General features: G+C 69.0%; 15 protein-coding genes and 1 pseudogene. 9 read left to right on the top strand and 7 right to left on the bottom strand.

The annotated features are described in order from the left end of the window. Window positions 1–143 precede the first annotated feature (143 nt). From AC5W7N_RS14200 to AC5W7N_RS14185, 4 genes are all read left to right on the top strand, one after another. Window positions 144–1157, top strand: coding sequence for a methyltransferase (locus AC5W7N_RS14200; protein ID WP_163813166.1), 1014 nt, complete (start codon window positions 144–146; stop codon window positions 1155–1157). Window positions 1158–1172: 15 nt separating this feature from the next. Further along, entirely contained in the window at window positions 1173–2411 is a 1239-nt protein-coding gene (locus tag AC5W7N_RS14195) for a cytochrome P450 family protein (RefSeq protein ID WP_195019400.1), read from the top strand. 35 nt (window positions 2412–2446) lie between these two features. After that, window positions 2447–4036: an NAD(P)/FAD-dependent oxidoreductase gene (locus tag AC5W7N_RS14190; protein WP_490724008.1), complete on the top strand. Its 1590-nt coding sequence runs from the start codon at window positions 2447–2449 to the stop codon at window positions 4034–4036. A 67-nt stretch (window positions 4037–4103) separates the two neighbouring features. Next, window positions 4104–5444: a salicylate synthase gene (locus AC5W7N_RS14185; protein WP_195019402.1), complete on the top strand. Its 1341-nt coding sequence runs from the start codon at window positions 4104–4106 to the stop codon at window positions 5442–5444. 220 nt (window positions 5445–5664) lie between these two features. On the opposite strand, the gene AC5W7N_RS14180 is transcribed toward AC5W7N_RS14185, so the two are convergent. Further along, a complete protein-coding gene (locus AC5W7N_RS14180) occupies window positions 5665–7410 on the bottom strand; it encodes an ABC transporter ATP-binding protein (RefSeq protein ID WP_195019403.1) in 1746 nt (581 codons plus the stop codon). Beyond that, window positions 7407–9257 carry an ABC transporter ATP-binding protein gene (locus tag AC5W7N_RS14175; protein WP_228815083.1) on the bottom strand — a complete coding sequence of 617 codons (1851 nt, stop codon included), beginning with the start codon at window positions 9255–9257 and terminating at the stop codon, window positions 7407–7409. Before AC5W7N_RS14175 ends, AC5W7N_RS14180 begins: the two co-directional genes overlap by 4 nt. Window positions 9258–9472: 215 nt before the next feature. Here AC5W7N_RS14175 and AC5W7N_RS14170 point away from each other — a divergent pair, with 215 nt between their 5' ends. Both AC5W7N_RS14170 and AC5W7N_RS14165 read left to right on the top strand, forming a co-directional pair. Further along, window positions 9473–10156, top strand: coding sequence for a TetR/AcrR family transcriptional regulator (locus AC5W7N_RS14170; RefSeq protein WP_163813180.1), 684 nt, complete (start codon window positions 9473–9475; stop codon window positions 10154–10156). A gap of 366 nt (window positions 10157–10522) precedes the next feature. Continuing rightward, window positions 10523–11578, top strand: a complete 1056-nt coding sequence (locus AC5W7N_RS14165; protein WP_495923987.1) for a ferredoxin reductase family protein — start codon at window positions 10523–10525, stop codon at window positions 11576–11578. A 331-nt stretch (window positions 11579–11909) separates the two neighbouring features. On the opposite strand, the gene AC5W7N_RS14160 is transcribed toward AC5W7N_RS14165, so the two are convergent. Then, window positions 11910–12371, bottom strand: a complete 462-nt coding sequence (locus tag AC5W7N_RS14160; RefSeq protein ID WP_163813184.1) for a CinA family protein — start codon at window positions 12369–12371, stop codon at window positions 11910–11912. A 495-nt stretch (window positions 12372–12866) separates the two neighbouring features. After that, window positions 12867–13763, bottom strand: a complete 897-nt coding sequence (locus tag AC5W7N_RS14155; protein WP_495923985.1) for a hypothetical protein — start codon at window positions 13761–13763, stop codon at window positions 12867–12869. 290 nt (window positions 13764–14053) lie between these two features. On the opposite strand from AC5W7N_RS14155, the gene AC5W7N_RS14150 reads away from it, so the two are divergent. Continuing rightward, a complete protein-coding gene (locus tag AC5W7N_RS14150) occupies window positions 14054–15889 on the top strand; it encodes a DNA/RNA non-specific endonuclease (protein ID WP_495923984.1) in 1836 nt (611 codons plus the stop codon). A 93-nt stretch (window positions 15890–15982) separates the two neighbouring features. On the opposite strand, the pseudogene AC5W7N_RS14145 reads toward AC5W7N_RS14150, so the two are convergent. Then, window positions 15983–16369 (bottom strand): annotated as a pseudogene (locus tag AC5W7N_RS14145) (MFS transporter); the annotation flags it as partial. 364 nt (window positions 16370–16733) lie between these two features. Between AC5W7N_RS14145 and AC5W7N_RS14140 the strand changes: the two are divergent. Together AC5W7N_RS14140 and AC5W7N_RS14135 are read left to right on the top strand one after the other, a co-directional pair. Then, a complete protein-coding gene (locus AC5W7N_RS14140) occupies window positions 16734–17198 on the top strand; it encodes a nuclear transport factor 2 family protein (RefSeq protein ID WP_495923983.1) in 465 nt (154 codons plus the stop codon). Window positions 17199–17208: 10 nt separating this feature from the next. Next, on the top strand, window positions 17209–18126 hold the full coding sequence (locus tag AC5W7N_RS14135) for an NAD-dependent epimerase/dehydratase family protein (RefSeq protein ID WP_195007111.1): 918 nt from the start codon (window positions 17209–17211) through the stop codon (window positions 18124–18126). 143 nt (window positions 18127–18269) lie between these two features. Here AC5W7N_RS14135 and AC5W7N_RS14130 read toward each other — a convergent pair whose 3' ends face one another. Further along, window positions 18270–19199 carry an ABC transporter substrate-binding protein gene (locus AC5W7N_RS14130; RefSeq protein ID WP_495923980.1) on the bottom strand — a complete coding sequence of 310 codons (930 nt, stop codon included), beginning with the start codon at window positions 19197–19199 and terminating at the stop codon, window positions 18270–18272. A gap of 19 nt (window positions 19200–19218) precedes the next feature. Continuing rightward, window positions 19219–19926: a class II aldolase/adducin family protein gene (locus AC5W7N_RS14125; protein ID WP_195007110.1), complete on the bottom strand. Its 708-nt coding sequence runs from the start codon at window positions 19924–19926 to the stop codon at window positions 19219–19221. Between the last annotated feature and the right edge of the window lie 10 nt (window positions 19927–19936).

Below are 19936 nucleotides of genomic sequence, written 5' to 3'. Positions count from 1 at the left end.
CACGATCCTAATTCGAAACGACAATCATTTTCAGTTACGTTAGAATCTACGACGCCCGAACAATTCGGTCAAGCGAGATGGACCGTTCGGGGACACGAAACCCGCAGGTGGACAACATCTTCGGCGCGGTACAGGAAGCAGGCATGGCAGCTCACCAGCGACTCATGAACATGATGTTCGGAACGATCTGCTCCCAGGTGGTCGGCACCGCCGCCCGTCTCGGGCTGGCCGATCACCTCGGCGACGACGAACTCGATCATCGGGAACTGGCCGCCCGCACCGGGGCCGACCCCGGCGCGCTGGCCCGGCTGCTCCGGGCATTGGCGGCATTGGAGATCGTCGTCGAGACGGGCCCGGGCCGGTTCCGACTGGGCGAGGCGGGAATGCCGCTGCGCACCGACCGCCCCGACTCCCAGGCCGCGGCGGTGCTGCTGTTCACCGACCCGGCTCTGCTGGACTCCTGGAAGCTGACCGAGGAGGCGGTGCGCACCGGCCGTCCGACGTTCGAGGGGCTCTACGGCACCGACTTCTTCGGCTTCCTCGCCACCCGCCCGGATCTGTCGGAACGGTTCAACGCGACCATGCGGCAGGTGAGCCTGCCCATCGCACAACTGGTTCCGGTGAGCTACGACTTCACCCGGCACGGCACGGTGATCGATGTCGGCGGCGGCGACGGCACCTTGATCTCGCAGATCCTTCGGGGCGCGCCCGCGGTGGGCGGCGTCGTCTTCGACTCGCCGAGCGGCGTCGCCGAGGCCGGCGCTACGCTGGCCGCGGCCGGTGTCGCCGACCGCTGCCGAATCGAGGCGGGCGATTTCTTCGCCGCGGTACCCGAAGGCGGCGACCTGTACGTGCTGAAGAACATCCTGCACGACTGGGACGACGAGCGCTGCGCCACGATTCTCGGCCGCTGCCGCGAGGTCACCCCCGCCGACGGCAGGTTGCTGATCGTGGAATCGGTGCTACCCGACCTGGTCGACACCGCCGACCCGGCCCCCTATCTCACCGACATCAGCATGCTCGTCAACATGGGCGGCCAGGAGCGCACCCGCACCGAGTACGAGACCCTGTGCAGCCGAGCGGGTTTCGCGGTCGTCGCGGTGCACCCCACGGTCATTCCCACCTCGTACTCGCTGATCGAGGCCATGCCGGTCTGAACGGATACCTCACCGATGCCCGAGACACCCCGGCCGATCGTGGTCGACCTGCTCGCCGACGATTTCCACGCCCGCGCCCATACCGTCTACGACGAGTTGCGTGCGCACGCACCGATCGTCTTCGCCGAACTGCCCGAACAACCCGGTCGCGGATTCTGGATGATCACCGGATACGCCGTCGCCGAGGCCGCGCTGCGTGCGCCCGGGCTGGCCAACAATCCCCGTGCGCTGCTCACCCCGGCGCAGCGCACCGCCCGGGCCCGGGCGGGCATCACCGATCCGCCCGACTCGATGCTGCTGTCCGACCCGCCGCAGCACACCCGATTGCGCCGAGCCGCACAGCAGGCATTCACGTCGCGGTCGGTCACCGCGTTGCGCCCTTCTGTGATCCGTCACGCCGAGCGCCTGCTGGACGAGGCGGACCGGGCCGCCCGTGACGGCGACGGCACCGTGGACCTGCTGCACACCTACGCCTATCCGCTGTCGCTGACCGTACTCGGCGACATCCTCGGTTTTCCCGCGGAATGGCACCCCGGTCTGCACGATCTCGCGGTCCGCGCCGCCACCGCCGCCACCCCGCTGTCCGGACCGGACCCCGCGCTGCGCGAGCAGCTCGACGCGTATACCCGCGAACTCGTCGTCCGCAAACGCCGCACACCCGGCGACGATCTGGTCAGCAGGCTCGCCCACCCCGCGTCCGGCCGGGACGCGCTCTCCGACCCCGAACTGCAGGCCATGGTCGGTCTGCTGGTCGCCGCGGGATTCGAGACGTCGGCGAGCCTGATCGCCAGCGCCGTGCTGTCGCTGCTCGCCCACCCGGACCAATGGGCCGCCCTGTGTGCGGATCCGTCGCTGGCCGCGCCGGCCGTGGAGGAGACGATGCGCTACTGGGGTCCGGTGGAATCGGCGACCATGCGCCTCGCGCTGGCGCCGTTGCGGCTCGGCGGGCAACGCGTCGAACGCGGTGACCGGGTGCTGGTGTGCACCGCCGCCGCCAACCGCGACCCCGCCCACGTTCCCGATCCGCATCGCTTCGACATCCACCGCGCGCCGCGCCCGCACCTGGGTTTCAGCGGCGGCATCCACAACTGCTTGGGTGCGGCGCTGGCCCGCACCGAGGTCGCGGTCGCGCTCACCACCCTGGCCGGGCGCTGGCCCGGCCTGCGTCCGGCGACCGACCCGGCCGAGCCCCGCTGGCGCCCGGGCATGGGCCTGCGCGGCCTGCGCGCGCTCCCGGTCCGCCCACCCGACTGAGCACCGAAAGCACCATCAGCACAAGGAGTTCGACCATGATATCGCCCACCGCACCCCGATACGACGTCGCCGTTCTCGGTGCCGGGATCGCGGGCAGCACGCTCGCCACGATCCTGGCCAGGCACGGCCTGGCCGTCCTGCTCATCGACGCGGGCGTGCATCCGCGCTTCGTAGTGGGCGAATCGACCATTCCGCATGCGAGCACAACCGTGCGCGTGCTGGCCGAGCGCTACGACGTCCCCGAGCTCGCCGCGCTGTCCACTTTCCAGGACACCGCGGAGAAGGTCGTCAAGACCTGCGGGCAGAAGCAGAATTTCGGCTTCGTGTACCACGAGCAGGACCGCCCGTCCGATCCGCGCAAGGCCAACCAGGTCGTGCTGGCCTCCGGGTACCGCCGTGCCGAGTCGCACTGGTTCCGCCAGGACATCGACGCGCACGTCTACCACCTCGCCGTCCGCTACGGCGTCACCGCGCGGATGAACACCCGGATCGACGACATCGACGTCGATCCCGACGGCGGTGCGACGCTGCGCTCGGCCTCCGGTGAGACGTTCACAGCGAACTATCTGGTCGACGCCACCGGATTCCGTTCCGTGCTGGCCGAGCGTTTCGGGCTCCGGGAACTGCCCACCCGGGCACGCACCCGCTCCCGCTCGCTGTTCACCCACATGATCGGCGTCGAGCCGTTCGACGACGTCGCGCCCGTGCCCTACGATCCGCCGACCCGCTGGCACAACGGCACCCTGCACCACATCTTCGACGGCGGCTGGCTCTGGGTGATCCCGTTCGACAACAACGACGCCTCGACCAACCCGCTGTGCAGCGTCGGGCTCACCCTCACCGGAGACGCCGTCGACGACGACCGCCCGGCCCCTGAGGAAGAGTTCCAGGCCTTCCTCGACCGCTTCCCCGCGGTGGCGAAACAGTTCGCCAACGCGCGCGCGGTGCGGCCGTGGGTGAGCACCGGCCGGCTGCAATATTCCGCGACCGAGACTGTCGGCGACCGCTTCTGCCTCACCGCACAATCCGCGGGGGCGATCGACGCGCTGTTCTCCCGCGGCCTCGCCAACTCCTTCCAGACGGTGAACGCGCTGGCCTGGCGGCTCATCGAAGCGGCACGCACGGGTGACTGGTCCCGCGGGCGGTTCCTCGGTCTGGACGCGGTGCAGCAGCGGATGTTCGACGTGCACGACGATTTCGCGTACTGCTCCTACGTCGGCTTCCGCGATTACGCGCTGTGGGACGCCGTGTTCCGGGTCTGGCACACCTACAGCTTCTACGCCGACGCCGCCCTGGAACACGCGCTGTCCCGGTACTACTCGAGTCGCGACGACGCCGTGTTCCGCACCCTCGAGCGCGCCGATTCCCCGCTGGCGCGCAACATCCGCGAACTGCTGGCGTCGACGCGGGCGACCTGTGCAGCCGTCGAACGCGGCGAGCTGACCTCCGAGGCGGCCGCGACCGCGATCATCGAGCGGATCAACCAGGAACGTTTCTTCCCCGAGTACCTGCCGCACGGCAATCCGGAACACAGGTACATCGACATCGGCCAGGACACGGCGATGGAGTTCATGCGCTGGACCCGCGCCGACGCGCCGAAGTGGATCAGCGAATCCTTCGCGTGATCGCGCCGGCCGGTGCCGCTGCGGCACCGGCCGCGCATCCCCATCCCCGAATCGAACAGTGAGCACGATGAACCGGCACACCACGCTCGACGCCGACGGCTATGTACACAGCGTGCGCCCGCACACCGCCGACCCGCTCGCCCTGACGACCGCGATCGCGGCCTCCGGGCAGCTCACCGACTACGTCGTCTACGAACAGCCCGGCCGCTGGTACCTGGCGGGCAACCCGGTCGGCGCGATCAGCGTCGGGCCGGATCGGCTGCACAGCACCCTCGGCGGCGACCACACCGCATCCTGGTCGGGCACGCCGTGGCCGCATATCCGCGCCGCACTCGACCGGGCGTCGATCCCCGGATGGAAGGCCTACGGCTGGGCCTGCTTCGAACTCTGGGATCCCCGCACCGCGACGCCGGGCGACGTCCTCGCGCACATCATGGTGCCCGGGGTGGAACTGGAGATCACCGCCACCGAGGTCCAGATCAGGAGCTACGGCACCACGTTCGACCTCGACCTACCCGATCCCTCCGGTGTCGCGGCCGGACTCACGCCGATGCCGGTGGGCCGAGTCGACGTCGCGTACCTGGCCAGGGTGGGCGCGGCACAGGAGCGCATCGACGGCGGCGAGTTCCACAAGGTGATCATGTCCCGCCGCGTGGACCTGCCGTTCGCGGTGGATATGCCCGCCACCTATGCGGCGGTCCGGCGCGCGAATACTCCCGCGCGCTCGTTCCTGCTCGATCTCGGCGGCTGGCAGGCGGCGGGCGTCAGCCCGGAAACCGTACTCGAGGCCGACGGCGCCGGGCTCGCCACGACCCAGCCCCTCGCGGGCACCCGAGCCAGGACCGGCGACCCCGTACGCGACCGCGCGCTCCGGGAAGAACTGCTCGCCGACCCGAAAGAGGTGTACGAGCACGCGATCTCGGTCCGGCTGGCGTTCGACGAACTGGCCGGTGTCGGCACCGCCACCCGGGTCGGTGAGTTCCTGGCCGTCAAGGAACGCGGCAGCGTTCAGCATCTCGCGTCCCGGGTCGAGACGCTGTTGCCGCCCGATCGCGACGGATGGGACGCCCTGGCCGCCGTGTTCCCGGCGATCACCGCCTCCGGCATCCCCAAGGCCCCGGCGTGCGCCGCGATCGACCAACTCGAGCCCGGCACTCGCGGCCTCTACAGTGGCACCGTCCTGCGTGCCGACCACACCGGAGTCCTGGACGCCGCACTGGTTTTGCGTGCTGTGTATCAACGGGACGGTCGCGCTTGGTTGCGCGCCGGAGCCGGCATCGTCACCGGCTCGACACCGGAGCGCGAACACGAGGAGACCTGCGAAAAGCTCTCCTGCATCGCTCCCTATCTCGTCGCGGACCGCGCCGGGCAGCCGAGCACCTCTCCCCCGCGGCCGATCCCCGCGTGAACCAATTCGAGTGAACGCTTCGCCCGCGAGGGGAGGTCGCGCTGCCGTCCGGCACGCCCTCGGAGCCCGGTGATCCGGCCCGAGGGCGATTTCCTGTGCAGACCAGTTCGGCATTCGGGTCGACACGCAGTGCCGCAATCGCTTTCGTGGGCACCGTGGCGGTGGGCCTCCCGTGCGCCCTGGTCTGGGCCACCCACGTCGGGCGCAAGCCGCCCTCTCGTCACACCGCGGCGGTGACCTTCCAGTGCCGAGCCCTGGTCTGCGCCGCCCACATCGCGCTGTAGCGCCCCTGCTGTGCCAGCAGTTCGGCGTGGGTGCCGCGCTCGGAGACCACACCGTCCTCCAGCACCAGGATCTGATCCGCCGCCACCACGGTGGACAGCCGGTGCGCGATCACGACGACGGTCTTCGCCGCGACCAATGCGTCGATGGCTTCCTGGACGTACACCTCGCTCTCGGTGTCCAGCGCTGCGGTCGGCTCGTCCAGCACCACGATGGGCGCGTCTTTGAGGATCGCGCGCGCGATCGAAATGCGCTGGCGCTCACCGCCGGAGAGCGCGCCGCCGATCTCGCCGACGCGGGTCTCGTAGCCGTGCGGGAGCCGTTCGACGAAGGTGTGCACATTGGCGGCCCTGGCGGCGGCCTCGATCTGCTCCTGCGTGGCGTCCGGTGCGGCCATCGCGATGTTGGCCCGGATCGTGTCGTCGAACAGATACACGTCCTGGAACACCACCGCGATATTGCGGTAGATCTCTGCCGGGTCGAGGTCGCGCAGGTCGGTGCCGCCGATCCGGACGCTACCCGCGTCGGGGTCGGCGTAGCGGGTCAGCAACCGGGTCACCGTCGTCTTCCCTGAGCCGGACGGGCCGACCAACGCGGTGAGCGAGCGCGCCGGCGCGGTGAAGGACACCCCGCGCAATACCGCGCCGCCGTCGCCGTACCCGAAGTGCACGTCGGCGAATTCCAGGTCGTGCGCGGTGATCCGCGCCTCCGGGGCACCGACCGGCAGCACGGGCGTATCGAGCACGTCGCCGACGCGCTCCAGCGCCGAATCGATGACCTCGAAGATCGCCGACAGGTTCGCCATGGTCGACAGCGGTTCGGCGAAGCGCACGGCGGCGGCGACCACGGCGATCAGCAGCGCCGCCGACAGCCGCAGGTCCAGCACCAGGGCCGCGCCGACGGCCACCATCGCCACCAGGCAGAGTTGAACGACGCTGGAAGCCAACAGGCCGGGCCAGGTCAACCGCTTCTGCATCGCCGACATGGCTTCGTTCTGCTCGCGCAGAGTCTCGACCAGCCGCTGCGACGAGCTGCCCACCTGCCCGGTCGCCCGCAGCACCGGCAGTCCCTGCACGTACTCGACCACCCGGTTCGCCGCCGCGGCATCGGCCGCGTCGGTCCGGCGGGCACCCACGCCGGTGATCTGCTGGATGCGGCGGACGAAGAACACCGCGAACGGCAACGACACCGCGAGCACCAGACCGAGGCGCCAGTCGACGGCGAAGATGATCACGCCGATGATGACGGGCACTGTCACCATCTGGATGAACAGCAGCGCCATCCCGGACGATCCCATCGTCGCGTTGGCGACATTGCTGCCCATCACCGTGGTGAGATCGCCTGCGGCGCGGCGTTCGAGGTCGGCCTGCGCCATGGTCCGCAGTCGCTCACCCAGCCGCAGCCGGGTGCCCGCGAGCACGTCGGCCCAGCGGCCGAACTCGAACCGGAGCTGCCCGTAGTGGCAGGCCGCCTGGAGCACCCAGCACACCACGAGCACCGCGAACCAGCGCCATGCGGCGGTGGTGTCGACCTCGGGTCGGCTCAGTTCGTAGAGGATCGGAACGAGGGTGGCGTAGGCGGCAGCCTGCAGGATCGACGCGAGCAGCGCGAACCACAGGGTGCGGCGGAACTCGTCTCGGTAGTCACCGGCGGCGAGCAGCATGAGCCGCAGGATTCTTCTCATCGGTGCGTGATCTCCTCGGTGGTGCCCGCGCCGAGGCCCCAGCCACGGGCGCGCTGGTGGTGCTCCCAGAGCCGGGCGTAGGTGCCACCGGCCGCGACGAGTTCGCTGTGCGTGCCGGTTTCGGCGACCCGGCCGGATTCGAGCACCACGATCTGGTCGGCGTCGACGATCGTGGACAGCCGGTGCGCGACCACGAGCACGGTGCGGCCGCGGGTGAGTTCGGCGATGGCGTCCTGGATGGCCGCCTCGTTCTCCGGATCGGCGAACGACGTCGCCTCGTCGAGGATCACGATCGGTGCGTCCATCAGAAGCGCCCGCGCGATGGTGATCCGCTGCCGTTGGCCGCCGGAAAGCCGGGCGCCGCGCTCGCCGACCGGGGTCTCATAGCCCTGCGGCAGTTCCGTGACGATGAAATCGTGTGCCCGCGCGGCCCGCGCCGCCGCCTCGACCTCGGCGTCGGTGGCCGACGGCCGGCCCAGCCGGATGTTCGCGGCCACGGTGTCCGACAGCAGGAACGGGTCCTGAAAGACCATCGCCAGGTGCCCGAGCAGGGCCTCGGACGGGATCTGCCGCACGTCGACACCGCCGACCAGCACCTGCCCGGAGTCCACGTCCCAGAACCGCGGAATCAGCCGCGCGACCGTCGATTTCCCGGACCCCGACGGCCCCACCAGCGCGCACACGGTCCCGCTCGGCACTGTCAGATCGACACCGTCCAGGGCGGCCCGGTCCGCGCCCGCGTAGCCGAACCGGACGGACCGGAATTCGATCGACCCGTCGACCGGGCGCTGCGGGCGCTCGGGCTCCGGCAACGGCGAAATCTCGAGCACGTCGACGATCCGCGCCGCGCCGGCCTTGGAGTCGTTGATCAAATTCGACAGATTCATCAACGGCACCACCGACTCCACCGGCAGGGTGCCGATGAGGATGGCCGCGATCAGCGTGGCGGGCGACATGGACCCGGCAGAGGACAACCAGATGCCCACCGCGGTCACGATGACGATGGTCGGCAGCGGCGCGACGGTCAGGTTGGCGAAGATCATCGCGCCGCGATTGTTGTTCTGCCAGTTGGTGGTAGCGACATTGAACTGCCGAACCCGGTCCACGAACCGGCGGAAGGAGACGGTGCCGTCGTCGAAGGTCCGCACCACGGGCATCCCCTGCACGAATTCCACCGTCGCCGCGTTGATCGCCTCGTTGGCCTCGTCGTAGCGACGCCGGGTCTCGACGTAATCGCGCAAGCTCAACTGCATCCCGACGAACACCACCGGCAGGAACAACGCGACCGCCAGCAGCAGCCGCCAGTCCACGAACCCCAGGGCGATCAGCGCCGCGACCGGCTGCGCGATGGTGAACCCGGCGAGCGGCACCGCGTCGGCCACCGCCATGTGCAGCCCGCGCACATCGTCCTGGACAACCTTTTTCGCCGCGCCCGAGCCCAGCCGCTGCGCCTCCCCCAGCGGAATCCGGGCCAGATGTGTGGCGAGATCGCGGCGCAGGCGCTGCTCGAGATCGAACGAGGCCAGGTGCGAGAGCAGGAAAGACCAGGCACGCAACGCGAATCGGGCGACGAACCCGGCGGCGGCGAGCACGAGGCACAGCACGACCGTGCCGCTCGCGGGATCGGCGGCAAGGAGTTCTCGCAACGCGAGTGCCAGGCAGACGAACCCGGCGACTCCCGCCGCGCCCCCGAGCGCGGCGACCGCGAGCGCGGCCCCGAGCCGTCCGCGGACCGGTTCGGTCACCTGGAAGAGCGCGCTGCCGGGAGTCACCTCGGGTGCGTCCCCGGCCAGCTGCGGCTCCTGCTCCACCTCGTCCGCCTGGAGCGTCGCTCCGGTCCCAGTCATGTCACGGCTCCCGTCGATTCCCCGCGTACAGCTCCCGGCTCGACCGCCGGTCAATGAAAACGATTATCATTAACAAGAGCTCGACCTTAACACAGTCGGAGGCCGCCCGAGAAGGCGGCGATCAGAGCCTACGGCGATTTTCCCGACGCGTGTTTTTATCATGGGACCACACCCCGGCTCTCCTGTCGAGAGCGCCATCGGAAGAATAGAGCGCCATGCCGATCTCCACGCCCCGCCGCCGCGGCCGACCGGTCCGCCTGGAACGCGAGGCGGTCGTCGCCGCCACCGGCGACATGCTCGCCACCGACGGTGCCGACGCGTTCAGCATGCGGCGCCTCGCCGCGCGACTCGGCGTCAGCACGGCGGCGATCTACCATCACTTTCCCACCAAGAGCGCCCTGTTCTTCGCCGTTCTCGATGCCCGCGCCGACGACCTGCAGCGCCCGGACCTCCCCACGGACCCCCGGGGCCGGCTGGTGGCGATCGTCCTCTACCTCATCGAGACCCTGCACGAATTGCCCTGGGTGGTCGACATTCTCGTCACCGGCGAGACCTACGGCCGGGCGGCGATGTGGATCCTCGACGAGTTCGTCGGCTGCGCAAGGACGCTCGGCGCCACCGATGAGCAAGCGGTCTACCTGTATTCGGTGCTCTGGCGCTTCACCCTCGGTGAACTCGCCGCCCGCCGGGCAGCCGACGACCGCGCCGCCGCGACCCGCCGCGGCCAAGCGCCTCCGCACTGGACCGAGTCCGCCGCCACCGACCTACTCGACGACTACCCCACCGCCGTCGGTGTCCTGCCGCAATGGACGACCGCGGTGGCGCGCTACGACGTCCGCAAGGCCGTCAGCGACGTCGTCGACGGTCTCGTCGCAAATCTCGCATCGGCCGACGACTGACCGCGCCGTTCATTCGGCCGTCGCCCAACCGCTCCCTCGACAGATCAGCCGACAGGCCCAGCGCGGACGGCACCGCTCGAGAACACACCAGAACACCGTCATCGCCACTGTCGACCAGCGACACACCGCGCAAGGTAGCCGTGATCGCCGCGCTCGCCGATAGCGTGAAAGTCGGCGCCGGCCGGGCGCGGCCGGACACCTCTTTCGTCCGGGAGGTACGTGTGTCGGTGGTGCTTCGAGGTATCGGCTGGATCGTCCTGTACGTCGCGGTCGCGGTGGTGCCACTGGCGTTCGCCGTTGCCGGTCCGGTAGAAGGCGGCCGGGGCTTTTGGGTGGAGTTCTCGGTCGCGCTGGGGTTCGTCGGGCATGTCCATGCTGGGGGCACAGTTCGCACTCGTCGCACGCTTCCGTGCTGTGGCAGCGCCCTTCGGCGAGGACGCGCTCGTGCAGTTCCATCGCCAGATCTCTTATGTGGCACTGGCTTTCATCCTCGCTCATCCAGTCCTGCTACAGGCGGGCGGCGTCGACATCGTGGCTCTGTTGAACCTCGCCGAGGCGCCGTGGCGGGCGCGCTGCGCGATCGCATCGACGGTGCTGCTGCTGATCGTGATCGCGACCTCGGTGTGGCGGCAGCGGCTGCGCATTCGCTACGAGGTGTGGCAGCTGATCCACGGTGGTCTCTCGGTCGCGGTGGTGGCGCTGGCACTGGCGCACATGCTGCTCGTCGGCTACTACCTCGACGCGACGTGGAAGGTGTGGCTGTGGATCGTGATGACGGTGGCGCTGGTGGGGCTGCTCGTATGGGTGCGCGTCCTCGCGCCGCTGCGACGGCTGCGCAGGCCGTGGCGTGTGGCGAAGGTGACCGCCCACCCGTTCTCGTTCTCCTCCAGTGCGGAGGACACCGGCCAGATCACGATCACCATCAAAGCACTCGGCGATTTCACCGCGACCGTCGGCGACATCACCCCCGGCACCAGGGCCTTCCTCGACGGACCGCACGGCGTGTTCACCCCCGATCGCCACGAAGGCCCCGGCTTCGTCCTCATCGCGGGCGGCGTCGGCATCACTCCCGCGATGTCGATCTTGCGCACCATGGCCGACCGCGGAGATCGGCGCCCGTTCCTGCTGTTGTGCGCGGTCCGAAACCTCGCCGAACAGACCTTCGACGAGGAGATCGCCGGCTTGACCTCGCTCCTCGACCTCACCACCGTCCTCGTGCCCCAGAACCCGCCGCCGGACTGGGACGGCGAGAGCGGCTTCATCGACCGGGCGCTGCTGCAGCGAGACCTACCCGCCCGGTACCGGCACCACCAATACTTCATCTGCGGCCCGGCGCCCATGGTCACCGCGATCGAGGACGCACTCGCCGCCGCCGATGTCCCCGCCGACCGCGTTCACACCGAACGCTTCACCTTCGTCTGATCCCGGAGACACGCATGCGCCACACCTACACCACCCGCGCGGTCTGGATCATCGCACTCATCCTGCTCGCCGCCTGCGCCCTCTTCGCCCTCGGTTCGGCCTGAATCGGCGCACCACTTCCATAGGTCAGCGATCTGCCCGGACAGGTCGGCGATCCAGGGTGCGCTGGTTCAAGCCCTGACGCCGGTGCACTCGTCGCAATCGCCGGCAGCGATATCCGTGTCCCGGCAGATCGCGGCTGCCGGGTGGTCGCACCCGAGCCGTCGCGGTATGCGCATCGGCTAGGAACGAAGCAGCCCGCAAAGCCCCAGCGGGCGGAACGGTTGAGTGGTCACACATCCGCCTTCGCGAGCGACAGCAGTAACTCGATCGCGTACTGCACCGACTGGTCGAGAACCGCTGCCGGGTCTCCGTCGTATTGCCGATGACTCGCTCGGGACTCGGTGCGCGAGACGACGCAGAACCACACCGACCCGGCGGGCTCCCCGTCTTCTGGACCGGGGCCACCGACCCCCGTGGTCGCGACCGCGATATCGGCATCCATCAGTGATCGCACGCCCTCGGCCATCGCCCGCGCCGCGGTCTCGGATACCACCGGCACCTCCGGAACATCCAGCACTCGCCGCTTGACCTCGCTGGAGTAGGCCACGATCCCGCCGCGGAACCACGCCGCCGAATCCGGCGCGGCACCGAGGGCCGCGGCGAGATTGCCCGCCGTCAACGACTCGGCGACAGCGACCGTCAAGCCACGGCGATCGACGAGATCAGCAAGCTCCTTCGCGGCTTCGACCATTGTCTCCCTCGCCCTTCGCGCTTCGCCCGGCCTCGCTCCCCATCGCAGCCCGGAGCCCTCGCGCATGCGCATGGCTCATCGTTCTGCGCTGAGGTGCAGGAACCCTTCAACTCCCGACAGGCTACTAGCAGCCATCGCCGGGACGGTGTCAGGACGCCCGGCGTGTGGGTGTTCAGGGGCGCATCCGGAGGGCAGGCCGCATTCAACGTGCTACCCCGTCTGGCCACCGGTGCGATCGACGTCGTCACCGAAGCTCTGCACGCCACACCCGAAGCGCCGATGGGGCGCCTCGGGTAGCGAAGTAGAGAAACCTCCAGGCGAGCCATCACGAATCACGCGATGCGGCCGTGATCGGCATCGATGATCCCGACGTCGGAACGATTGCGTGCCTTTCTCGTTGCCGGCCCGCACGCAACCGCCGACGGGCGCACGGCGCGCGAGCGAGGACGTCGGCAAGTAGATCTACGTGCCTGTCGGTCCACGCCTTTGCTGTCGTCAAGCCGATCCCGAGCCTTTCGGCGCGGGGTTGATCGTGTCGCCGTCCCAGCTCAGGTCGGATTCCTCGGTGACCTCGAAGGTCTCGAAACGTTCGTCGGCCAGCACCGCGTCGACCAGGGTGCGTGAGCCGGCGACGATCGTGGAGTCGAAGTCGATTTCGCTGGCCACGACCCATGCCTGATCGGCGGGCCAGAGCAGCTGGGGCGTCACGCCGGGGAAGTCGGTCGTCCATCCGAGGCCGGCGGCATCCACCCAGTCGGGGTCGGCGAGTTCGGTGAGACCGGTGTCGAACAGCATGTAGTCGCGCCCGGGCCACGGCAGGAACGGTCCGGCGTCGAACGCTCGTCTGACCTGCGGCGAGACCGAGGCTGCCAGTTCGGCCTCGATGCGCGCTCGCTCCCGGGCACGAGTGTTCGGATCGCCATCGGTGGACGCGATGCACACCACACCCGTTGATGTGTTCAGCTCGCCGAATCCATGCCACACGGCGGCCGTCACCTGGTCCGGCGTCTCGGTGGTCGCGCGAAGGTGATCGGTGAGCGCGGCCAGCAAGCGCGGATCGAACCAGCCCTCGTCGGACTGGCCGACCTCCCAGCCGTCGTCGAACGTCATCGCGGCCTGATTCTCACCGTCGGTGAGGTGACGCCACTGCACCAGCGGATGCATCACTCTGCCATTGCGCGCCGCGACCTCGGCCCACGGCCACATCGCCTCCTCGACGACCGCGGATCCGCCCCACTCGTCGGTGACCTCGGCGTCGCGGCGGACCGCCTCCACCGGGTGCAGGATCCGCGCGTATGCCTCGAAGCCGATCCCGGCGACACTGCCGACCCCGTGCTCGCCGGCGCGCGCCAGCAGCCACGCGCCACGCTCGACGTCCGTTGTGAATTCCACTCGGCCAGCGTAGTGATCCACGTCCTTCGGGCAGCCCTGTCTCCGTCGTCGGGCCGGTGGGTGGATCGCCCGCTCCTGCCGCACGCCACGCCTACCGGTTCGGGCCAGGCCGGACGTGGCAGTCCTGTCGAGATGCGCGGCGAGGACCGGCGAGGCGGCGTTGCAGGTTCGGCGATAGTTCCCGGAACCGTTACCGCGACCACGATTCGGCGTCAGCGCGTCGGTGTATCCGGTAGTGGGTGCGTCCAGTGCCGGATCGACCCGCGTAGCGCGAAGAAGGAGCCGTCCCGATGTCCGCGAAGCTCGCCGCCTCCCCCAGCTCCGGCGACGACCTGCCGGCGGCGTTGCGTTGTTTCATCCGTGCCCGAGGTGCGGGCTACCTCGACGATCCCAATATCACGTCCATCGGCATCGGCTACAAGATCACCGATGGCGCGGCGACGGATGTGTTGTCGGTGCAGTTCACCGTCGGCAAGAAGGTGGGCCCCGAGCAGTTGGAAGCGTTGGGCACGAGCATGATTCCGGAAACGATCGACGTCGATGGTGTCGCGGTGCCCACCGATGTGCTCGAACGCCGGTACGAGCCGTCGTTCCGCATCGTGGCCGAGGCCGAGCCGCCGCAGACCAAGGTGCGCAGGGATCCAGTCGTGCCCGGTATCAGTGTCGCCAATATCAACGGGACCGCGGGCACCCTCGGGTGCATCGGCTACGACGCCGCCGACGGCACACCGCTGGTGTTGAGTAATTGGCACGTCCTGCACGGACCCGGCGCAGCGATCGGTGACATCGTCGTCCAGCCCGGCCCGCACGACGACAACCGCACCGACCGCAACCGGCTCGGTGTGCTGCGGCGCTCGCACCTCGGGATCGCCGGCGATTGCGCGGTCGCCACCATCGAGGATCGCCGGTTCGAGACCGCGATCCTCGGACTCGATCTCACGCCGACCGACATCGGCGATCCCGAACTCGGAGACACGGTGGTCAAGAGCGGGCGCACCACCGCCATCACCCATGGTGTGGTGCGGCGCGTCGACGTCATCGTCAAGATCGGCTACGGCGATGCCGGCGAGCACCGGATCGGCTGCTTCGAGATCGGGCCCGACCCGGCGCATCCGGCCGCCGATGGGGAGATCAGTCGCGGCGGCGACTCCGGCGCGGTGTGGATGGCCACCACCGGCACCGCGCCCACCACCGTGATGGTCGGTCTGCACTTCGGCGGCGAAACCGACTCCAGCCCGGACGAGCACGCTCTGGCCTGCCTGCCACGCTCGGTGTTCGAGAAGCTCGGAATCACCCTCACACCACCGTCGGCGACGCAAACCGTCGCTGCCACCGGCTTCGATGTGGACTTCCTCGGCACCCGCGTCGACCTACCCGAACTCGATCCCGCCCTCGTCGACGACACCGTCACCCTCGACGGCTCACCGGTTCTCACCTACACCCATTTCTCGCTGGCGTTGAGCAAGTCGCGGCGGTTCGCCCGCTGGGTCGCCTGGAATATCGATGGCAGTGACGTCAAACGTCTCGGCCGCAACGGAATCGATTTCACCCTCGATCCTCGGATCCCGGCCGAATATCAAGCCGGCAACGAGCTCTACCGCGACAACCGCATCGATCGCGGGCACATCGCCCGCCGCGCCGACCTACTGTGGGGTCCGCGCCCCGAGGCCGAACAAGCCAACCGCGACTCGTTCTACTACACCAACATCACCCCACACATGGACGACTTCAACCAGTCGGGCCGCAACGGCATCTGGGGGCAACTCGAAGACGCCGTCTTCGCCGATGTCGACCTCGACAACCTCCGCGTCACCATCATCGCCGGCCCGATCTTCCACGACGACGACCGCAGCTACCGCGGCTTCCGTATCCCCCGCGAGTTCTTCAAAATCATCACCTACATCACCAACGGCCGACTACACAGCCGCGCGTTCCTTCTCACCCAGAACCTCGACCAACTCGAAGCACTCGACCTCGACGAATTCCGCACCTACCAAGTCACCGTCACCGAGATCGAGAAACGCACACAACTCACCTTCCCCGAAACGATCCGAACCAGCGACTCCACTACCGAAACCACCACACAACCAACACCACTCGACACCGTCGAGGGCATCCGCTGGTAGCCGCCGAGCCGATTCCGGATCGATTCGGTCTGGCGCGCGGCGAACGACTCGGGCGTGCGGCGCCCATCGCCCACAGAGGGTTCGACAGTTGGGGGTCACGATGGTCACGGCCGCGGTGGACAGCAGGAACCCGAAAGGTGTGCCCAGTTGCATGATTCCGGCCCAGCGCCCGCGGTTGCCCGCGTCGGCGTGCTCGACGACCATGAGCGCCGCGCCACCCCACTCCCCTCCCACCGCGATTCCCTGCACGATCCGCAGCAGCACCAGCACGATTGGCGCAGCAACACCGATCGCGTGATACGTCGGTAGCAGGCCGATCGCCGCGCTGGACAGGCCCATCATGACCATGGTGATCATCAGCATCGATCTGCGGCCGAGCCGGTCACCGAAATGCCCGAATGTCTCCCCGCCGAGCGGACGAGCGATATAGCCGGTCGCGAGGGTGCCGAAGGAAGCGATTGTGCTGAGCGCCGATCTCGATACTGCCGCGGCCACGCGGACGCTCGGCAAGGCTCCAACGCAGGCGCACAATGGGCAAGGCTGAGGCCCGCTCAGCGGAATGCGCGCCCGGCACGCACTTCCCGCCCACCGGGAGCAGGGCTCGCGCCGAACTCGGGGGGTCAGTGAGATGGGCGTATGCCCCATCCAGCGATCGCGACTCCCGGTCGGTTGCTGAACGGCCGGCGCGCAGTGGTCACCGGTGGTGCCGGCGGGATCGGCACGCCTATCGCGGTATCGCCGGCCGCTCGTCGACGGCGGCACGCCTGGCAGCGGCGGGTGGGTACCGCGTGCCTCGGGTGGCTGGACGAACCGTCCCCGCGACCCGTGACCGAGGAGGCCCGCCGTGATCACCGCTGAGGACCGTGCCGAGCTGTCCGATCTCGTCCACCGGTACGCGAGTTGTGCCGACCGCAGGGAACTGGGCGAGCTCGCCCACTTGTTCACCGAAGACGCGGTGCTCGCCGTGCCGGATCCACCGCGCACCATGCGCCCGACGCATGAAGCGCGCGGCCGCGCCGCGATCATCGAGACCTGCCGCACGCTCGAACGCACCCACGCCACCCTGCATGCCATCGTGGGCAACGTTTTCGACATGGCCGCGGCACCCGACACGGCGACCGGCGACGTCGCGTGCATCGCGCACCATCTCACCGGCAAGCCCGGCAATGCCGTCGATGTCGTGTGGCATCTGCGCTACCGAGACCGCTATCGGCGCGTCGACGGACGCTGGTTGATCGCGCGCCGGGTCCTGCACCTGGGATGGACGGAGCGGCGACCGGTTCTCGCACTGGGTGATCTCGACTTCTGAAAGGGTTTTCATGAAAATTCTGATCGTCGGCGGCACCGGCATGATCGGCGCGCACGCAGCTCTACATCTGCGCGAGCACGGCAATGAGGTCACGGTGGCGGCACGCAATCGGCTGGACAGCCGTTCCCCTGTCCACGATTTCCCCGTGCTCATCGGCGATTACACCGAGCAGACCTTCACCGCGACCCAGCTCGCGGCGTTCGACGCCATCGTTTTCGCCGCCGGCCAGGACTTCCGCCATATGGGTCGCGGAGCCGACGAATCACAGTTCTGGCAGAAGACGCAATCCGAGGGTGTCCCGCGATTCGCGGCGCTGGCCAAAGCGGCCGGCGTGCACCGTTTCGTCCAGATCGGCAGCTACTACCATCATGTGCGGCCCGACCTCGCCGACGCGCTGCCCTACGTCGCGGCCCGCCGAGCCGCCGACGAGGGCGCAAGGGCACTCGCTGATGATTCCTTCAACGTCTCGACGCTCAACCCTCCGAACATCCTCGGCGCCATCAGCGGCCGCTCCGCCAAGCGCTATCGCAAGCTGTTCTCCTGGGCGGCAGGCACCGAACCACAGATCCCTGATTTCGCACCACCCGGTGGCACGAACTACATGTCCGCTCGATCGCTCGCCCAGGCGATTCGGGGTGCGTTACAACATGCCGAACCGGGAAGGGCTTATCTGATCGGCGATGAGAACCTCACCTTCCGGGAGTACTTCCAGATGCTCGTCGACGCCGCGGGCGGTGGCCGGGTGATCGTTGAGCGCGATGACGAGCATCCACTCCTGCCCGACGGATTCATTGTCCAAGGCCGCGGGAATGTGATCAGCTACCAGCCGGACCCGACCGAGACCGAGCTGCTCGGCTACGACCGCAATGACTGTTCGCGGGCGATCGAGCAAATGTACGAAACGGTCCGGGCAGAACCGGCTGTGTGATCCCTCATCGAGCGACGCCAACGGACGTGCTCAACGAGCGGCAGCGCGCGGACAGGCCGTCGACCATCCATGCCCCTGAGCTGAGCCGGATCCGACCGATAATGGCCGGTCGGCGTTACCCCAGCCGAACGGCGCGGTGCAGGTCAGATGGCTGTCGCCACCTCGCCGACCCACGGTAGAACCGCGTCACGCACGCGCACTGTGCGCGGCAGCAGGCCGTTGGCGGCCAGTAGGTCTGCCGCGCGCTGCTGCTCGTCCAGGAAGGCCTCGTCCACCGGGTGGACGCCGAAGGGGCGGCCGCGGAGCGCTGCCTCCCAGGCGTCGAGGTCCGCGCCGGCGCCTTTGGCGTGTGCGTCGTCGACGAAGTACTGGGCGGCCGCACGGGGATTCTCGGTGATCCACGTGTCGGATTCCTCTAGTGCGGCAAGGATTTCGGCGATCGCCACGCGGTTCGACCCGGCGAAGTCGCGGCGGGTGAACCACAGTGAGGGATGGCTGAACAGCGGTTCGGTTGCCACCAGGGTGTGCAGGTCGGTGGTTGCTTCCACCGCGGCAAGGCCCGGGTAGGCGCCCACCCATGCGTCGAGCGAGCCGTCGAGCAGCGCGGCGCCGCCGTCGTGGACGTCGGTGTCGACCGGGGTGATGTCCGACCAGCGCAACCCGGCCTGGTCGAGCGCGAACAGCAACAGCGTGGTCTGCCAGGAACCGTGCGCGATGCCGACTCGTTTGCCACGCAGATCCGCCGGGGTGCGGATGCCGCTGGCGGCGGTGGTGACCAGCCTGCCGTTTTCCACCCGCGGCCCGGAGATGCCGAGGTACACCAGGTCGCGGCCGTGGGCGAGGCCGGTGATGGGCGGTGTGAAGCCGGTGCCGATCACGTCGTAGCCGCCCTCGGTGAACAGCCAGTCCGAATGCAGGGTCGGCAGGCCGGATCGTGGGTCGACGCGCTGGCCTGCGGGCAGGTCACGCAGATCGACCCATTCCACGTCGGGCAGGCGGCGCTCGAGGATGCCGCGGTGACGCAGGACGAACAGGGAGTTGTTGTGCGGGAAGTAGCCGATTCGAATGGTCATGGGAGTGGCTCCTGTGGGCTCAGAGGAGGCCGCGGCGGCGGGCCTCGTCGGCCAGGCCGGTGCGGCCCCACTGCACGGCGAGGTTGGAGGGGTCGAATTCGACCGAGCCGCCGAGGGTTTCGGCGATGGCTTGATACTGTGCGCCTTCTTCCAGCAGGACGACGAACTTCGCCAGCTCGAGCAGGCCGGCCCGGCCGATGACGTTGGCGCCGCCGTTGGCCTCGAAGATGGCGACGAGGTCGGGGTCCTCGGCCAGCCGTCGCAGGATGAACTCCCCCGCGCCGATGCTGCGATCGATATGCGGCGGGATTTCCCGGGAGAGCGTGAGCCGCTGGGCGGCGGCGTAGCGGATCGGCAGCGTTCGGTGGGTCTGGGCCCAGCCGCCAAGCCAAGGGCTGTGCACGTGGACGATCGAGGTGATCTCCGGGTGACGGCGGAACACCTCGGCGTAGCCGGTGACGAAACCGGCCGGGCCGGCGCCGTCGAGCACCGTGCCGTCGAAGGCGGCCACGATCGGGCGCACGGTCTGGTCCTCGGCCCAGGGGCCCGGGGCGTTGAGTGCGATGGCGATCTCCTCGCCTGGTACCCGTTCGACGAAGTTGACGGTGCCGTTGCCGGTGACGGTGCCGGTGTCGCGGAACACCCGCAGTGCCCGCTCGGCGTCGCGGGTTGCGGCGGCGGCGAATTCGGCGACGGCGGCAGGTAGCCGGGTCTCGGTGGTGGTCACGGTGTTCTCC

Source organism: Nocardia sp. CDC519 (assembly GCF_059509835.1).
The sequence above is the reverse complement of the archived record's forward strand: the minus strand, read 5'-3'. Positions and strand labels throughout refer to the sequence as shown.

Excerpts from the sequence above, each read along its gene's own strand:
- AC5W7N_RS14130 (WP_495923980.1), bottom strand. The coding sequence starts at position 19,199 with ATGACCATTCGAATCGGCTACTTCCCGCACAACAACTCCCTGTTCGTC.
- AC5W7N_RS14175 (WP_228815083.1), bottom strand. The coding sequence starts at position 9,257 with ATGACTGGGACCGGAGCGACGCTCCAGGCGGACGAGGTGGAGCAGGAG.
- AC5W7N_RS14190 (WP_490724008.1), top strand. The coding sequence starts at position 2,447 with ATGATATCGCCCACCGCACCCCGATACGACGTCGCCGTTCTCGGTGCC.
- AC5W7N_RS14150 (WP_495923984.1), top strand. The coding sequence starts at position 14,054 with ATGTCCGCGAAGCTCGCCGCCTCCCCCAGCTCCGGCGACGACCTGCCG.
- AC5W7N_RS14135 (WP_195007111.1), top strand. The coding sequence starts at position 17,209 with ATGAAAATTCTGATCGTCGGCGGCACCGGCATGATCGGCGCGCACGCA.
- AC5W7N_RS14200 (WP_163813166.1), top strand. The coding sequence starts at position 144 with ATGGCAGCTCACCAGCGACTCATGAACATGATGTTCGGAACGATCTGC.
- AC5W7N_RS14170 (WP_163813180.1), top strand. The coding sequence starts at position 9,473 with ATGCCGATCTCCACGCCCCGCCGCCGCGGCCGACCGGTCCGCCTGGAA.
- AC5W7N_RS14165 (WP_495923987.1), top strand. The coding sequence starts at position 10,523 with ATGTCCATGCTGGGGGCACAGTTCGCACTCGTCGCACGCTTCCGTGCT.
- AC5W7N_RS14160 (WP_163813184.1), bottom strand. The coding sequence starts at position 12,371 with ATGGTCGAAGCCGCGAAGGAGCTTGCTGATCTCGTCGATCGCCGTGGC.
- AC5W7N_RS14195 (WP_195019400.1), top strand. The coding sequence starts at position 1,173 with ATGCCCGAGACACCCCGGCCGATCGTGGTCGACCTGCTCGCCGACGAT.
- AC5W7N_RS14180 (WP_195019403.1), bottom strand. The coding sequence starts at position 7,410 with ATGAGAAGAATCCTGCGGCTCATGCTGCTCGCCGCCGGTGACTACCGA.
- AC5W7N_RS14185 (WP_195019402.1), top strand. The coding sequence starts at position 4,104 with ATGAACCGGCACACCACGCTCGACGCCGACGGCTATGTACACAGCGTG.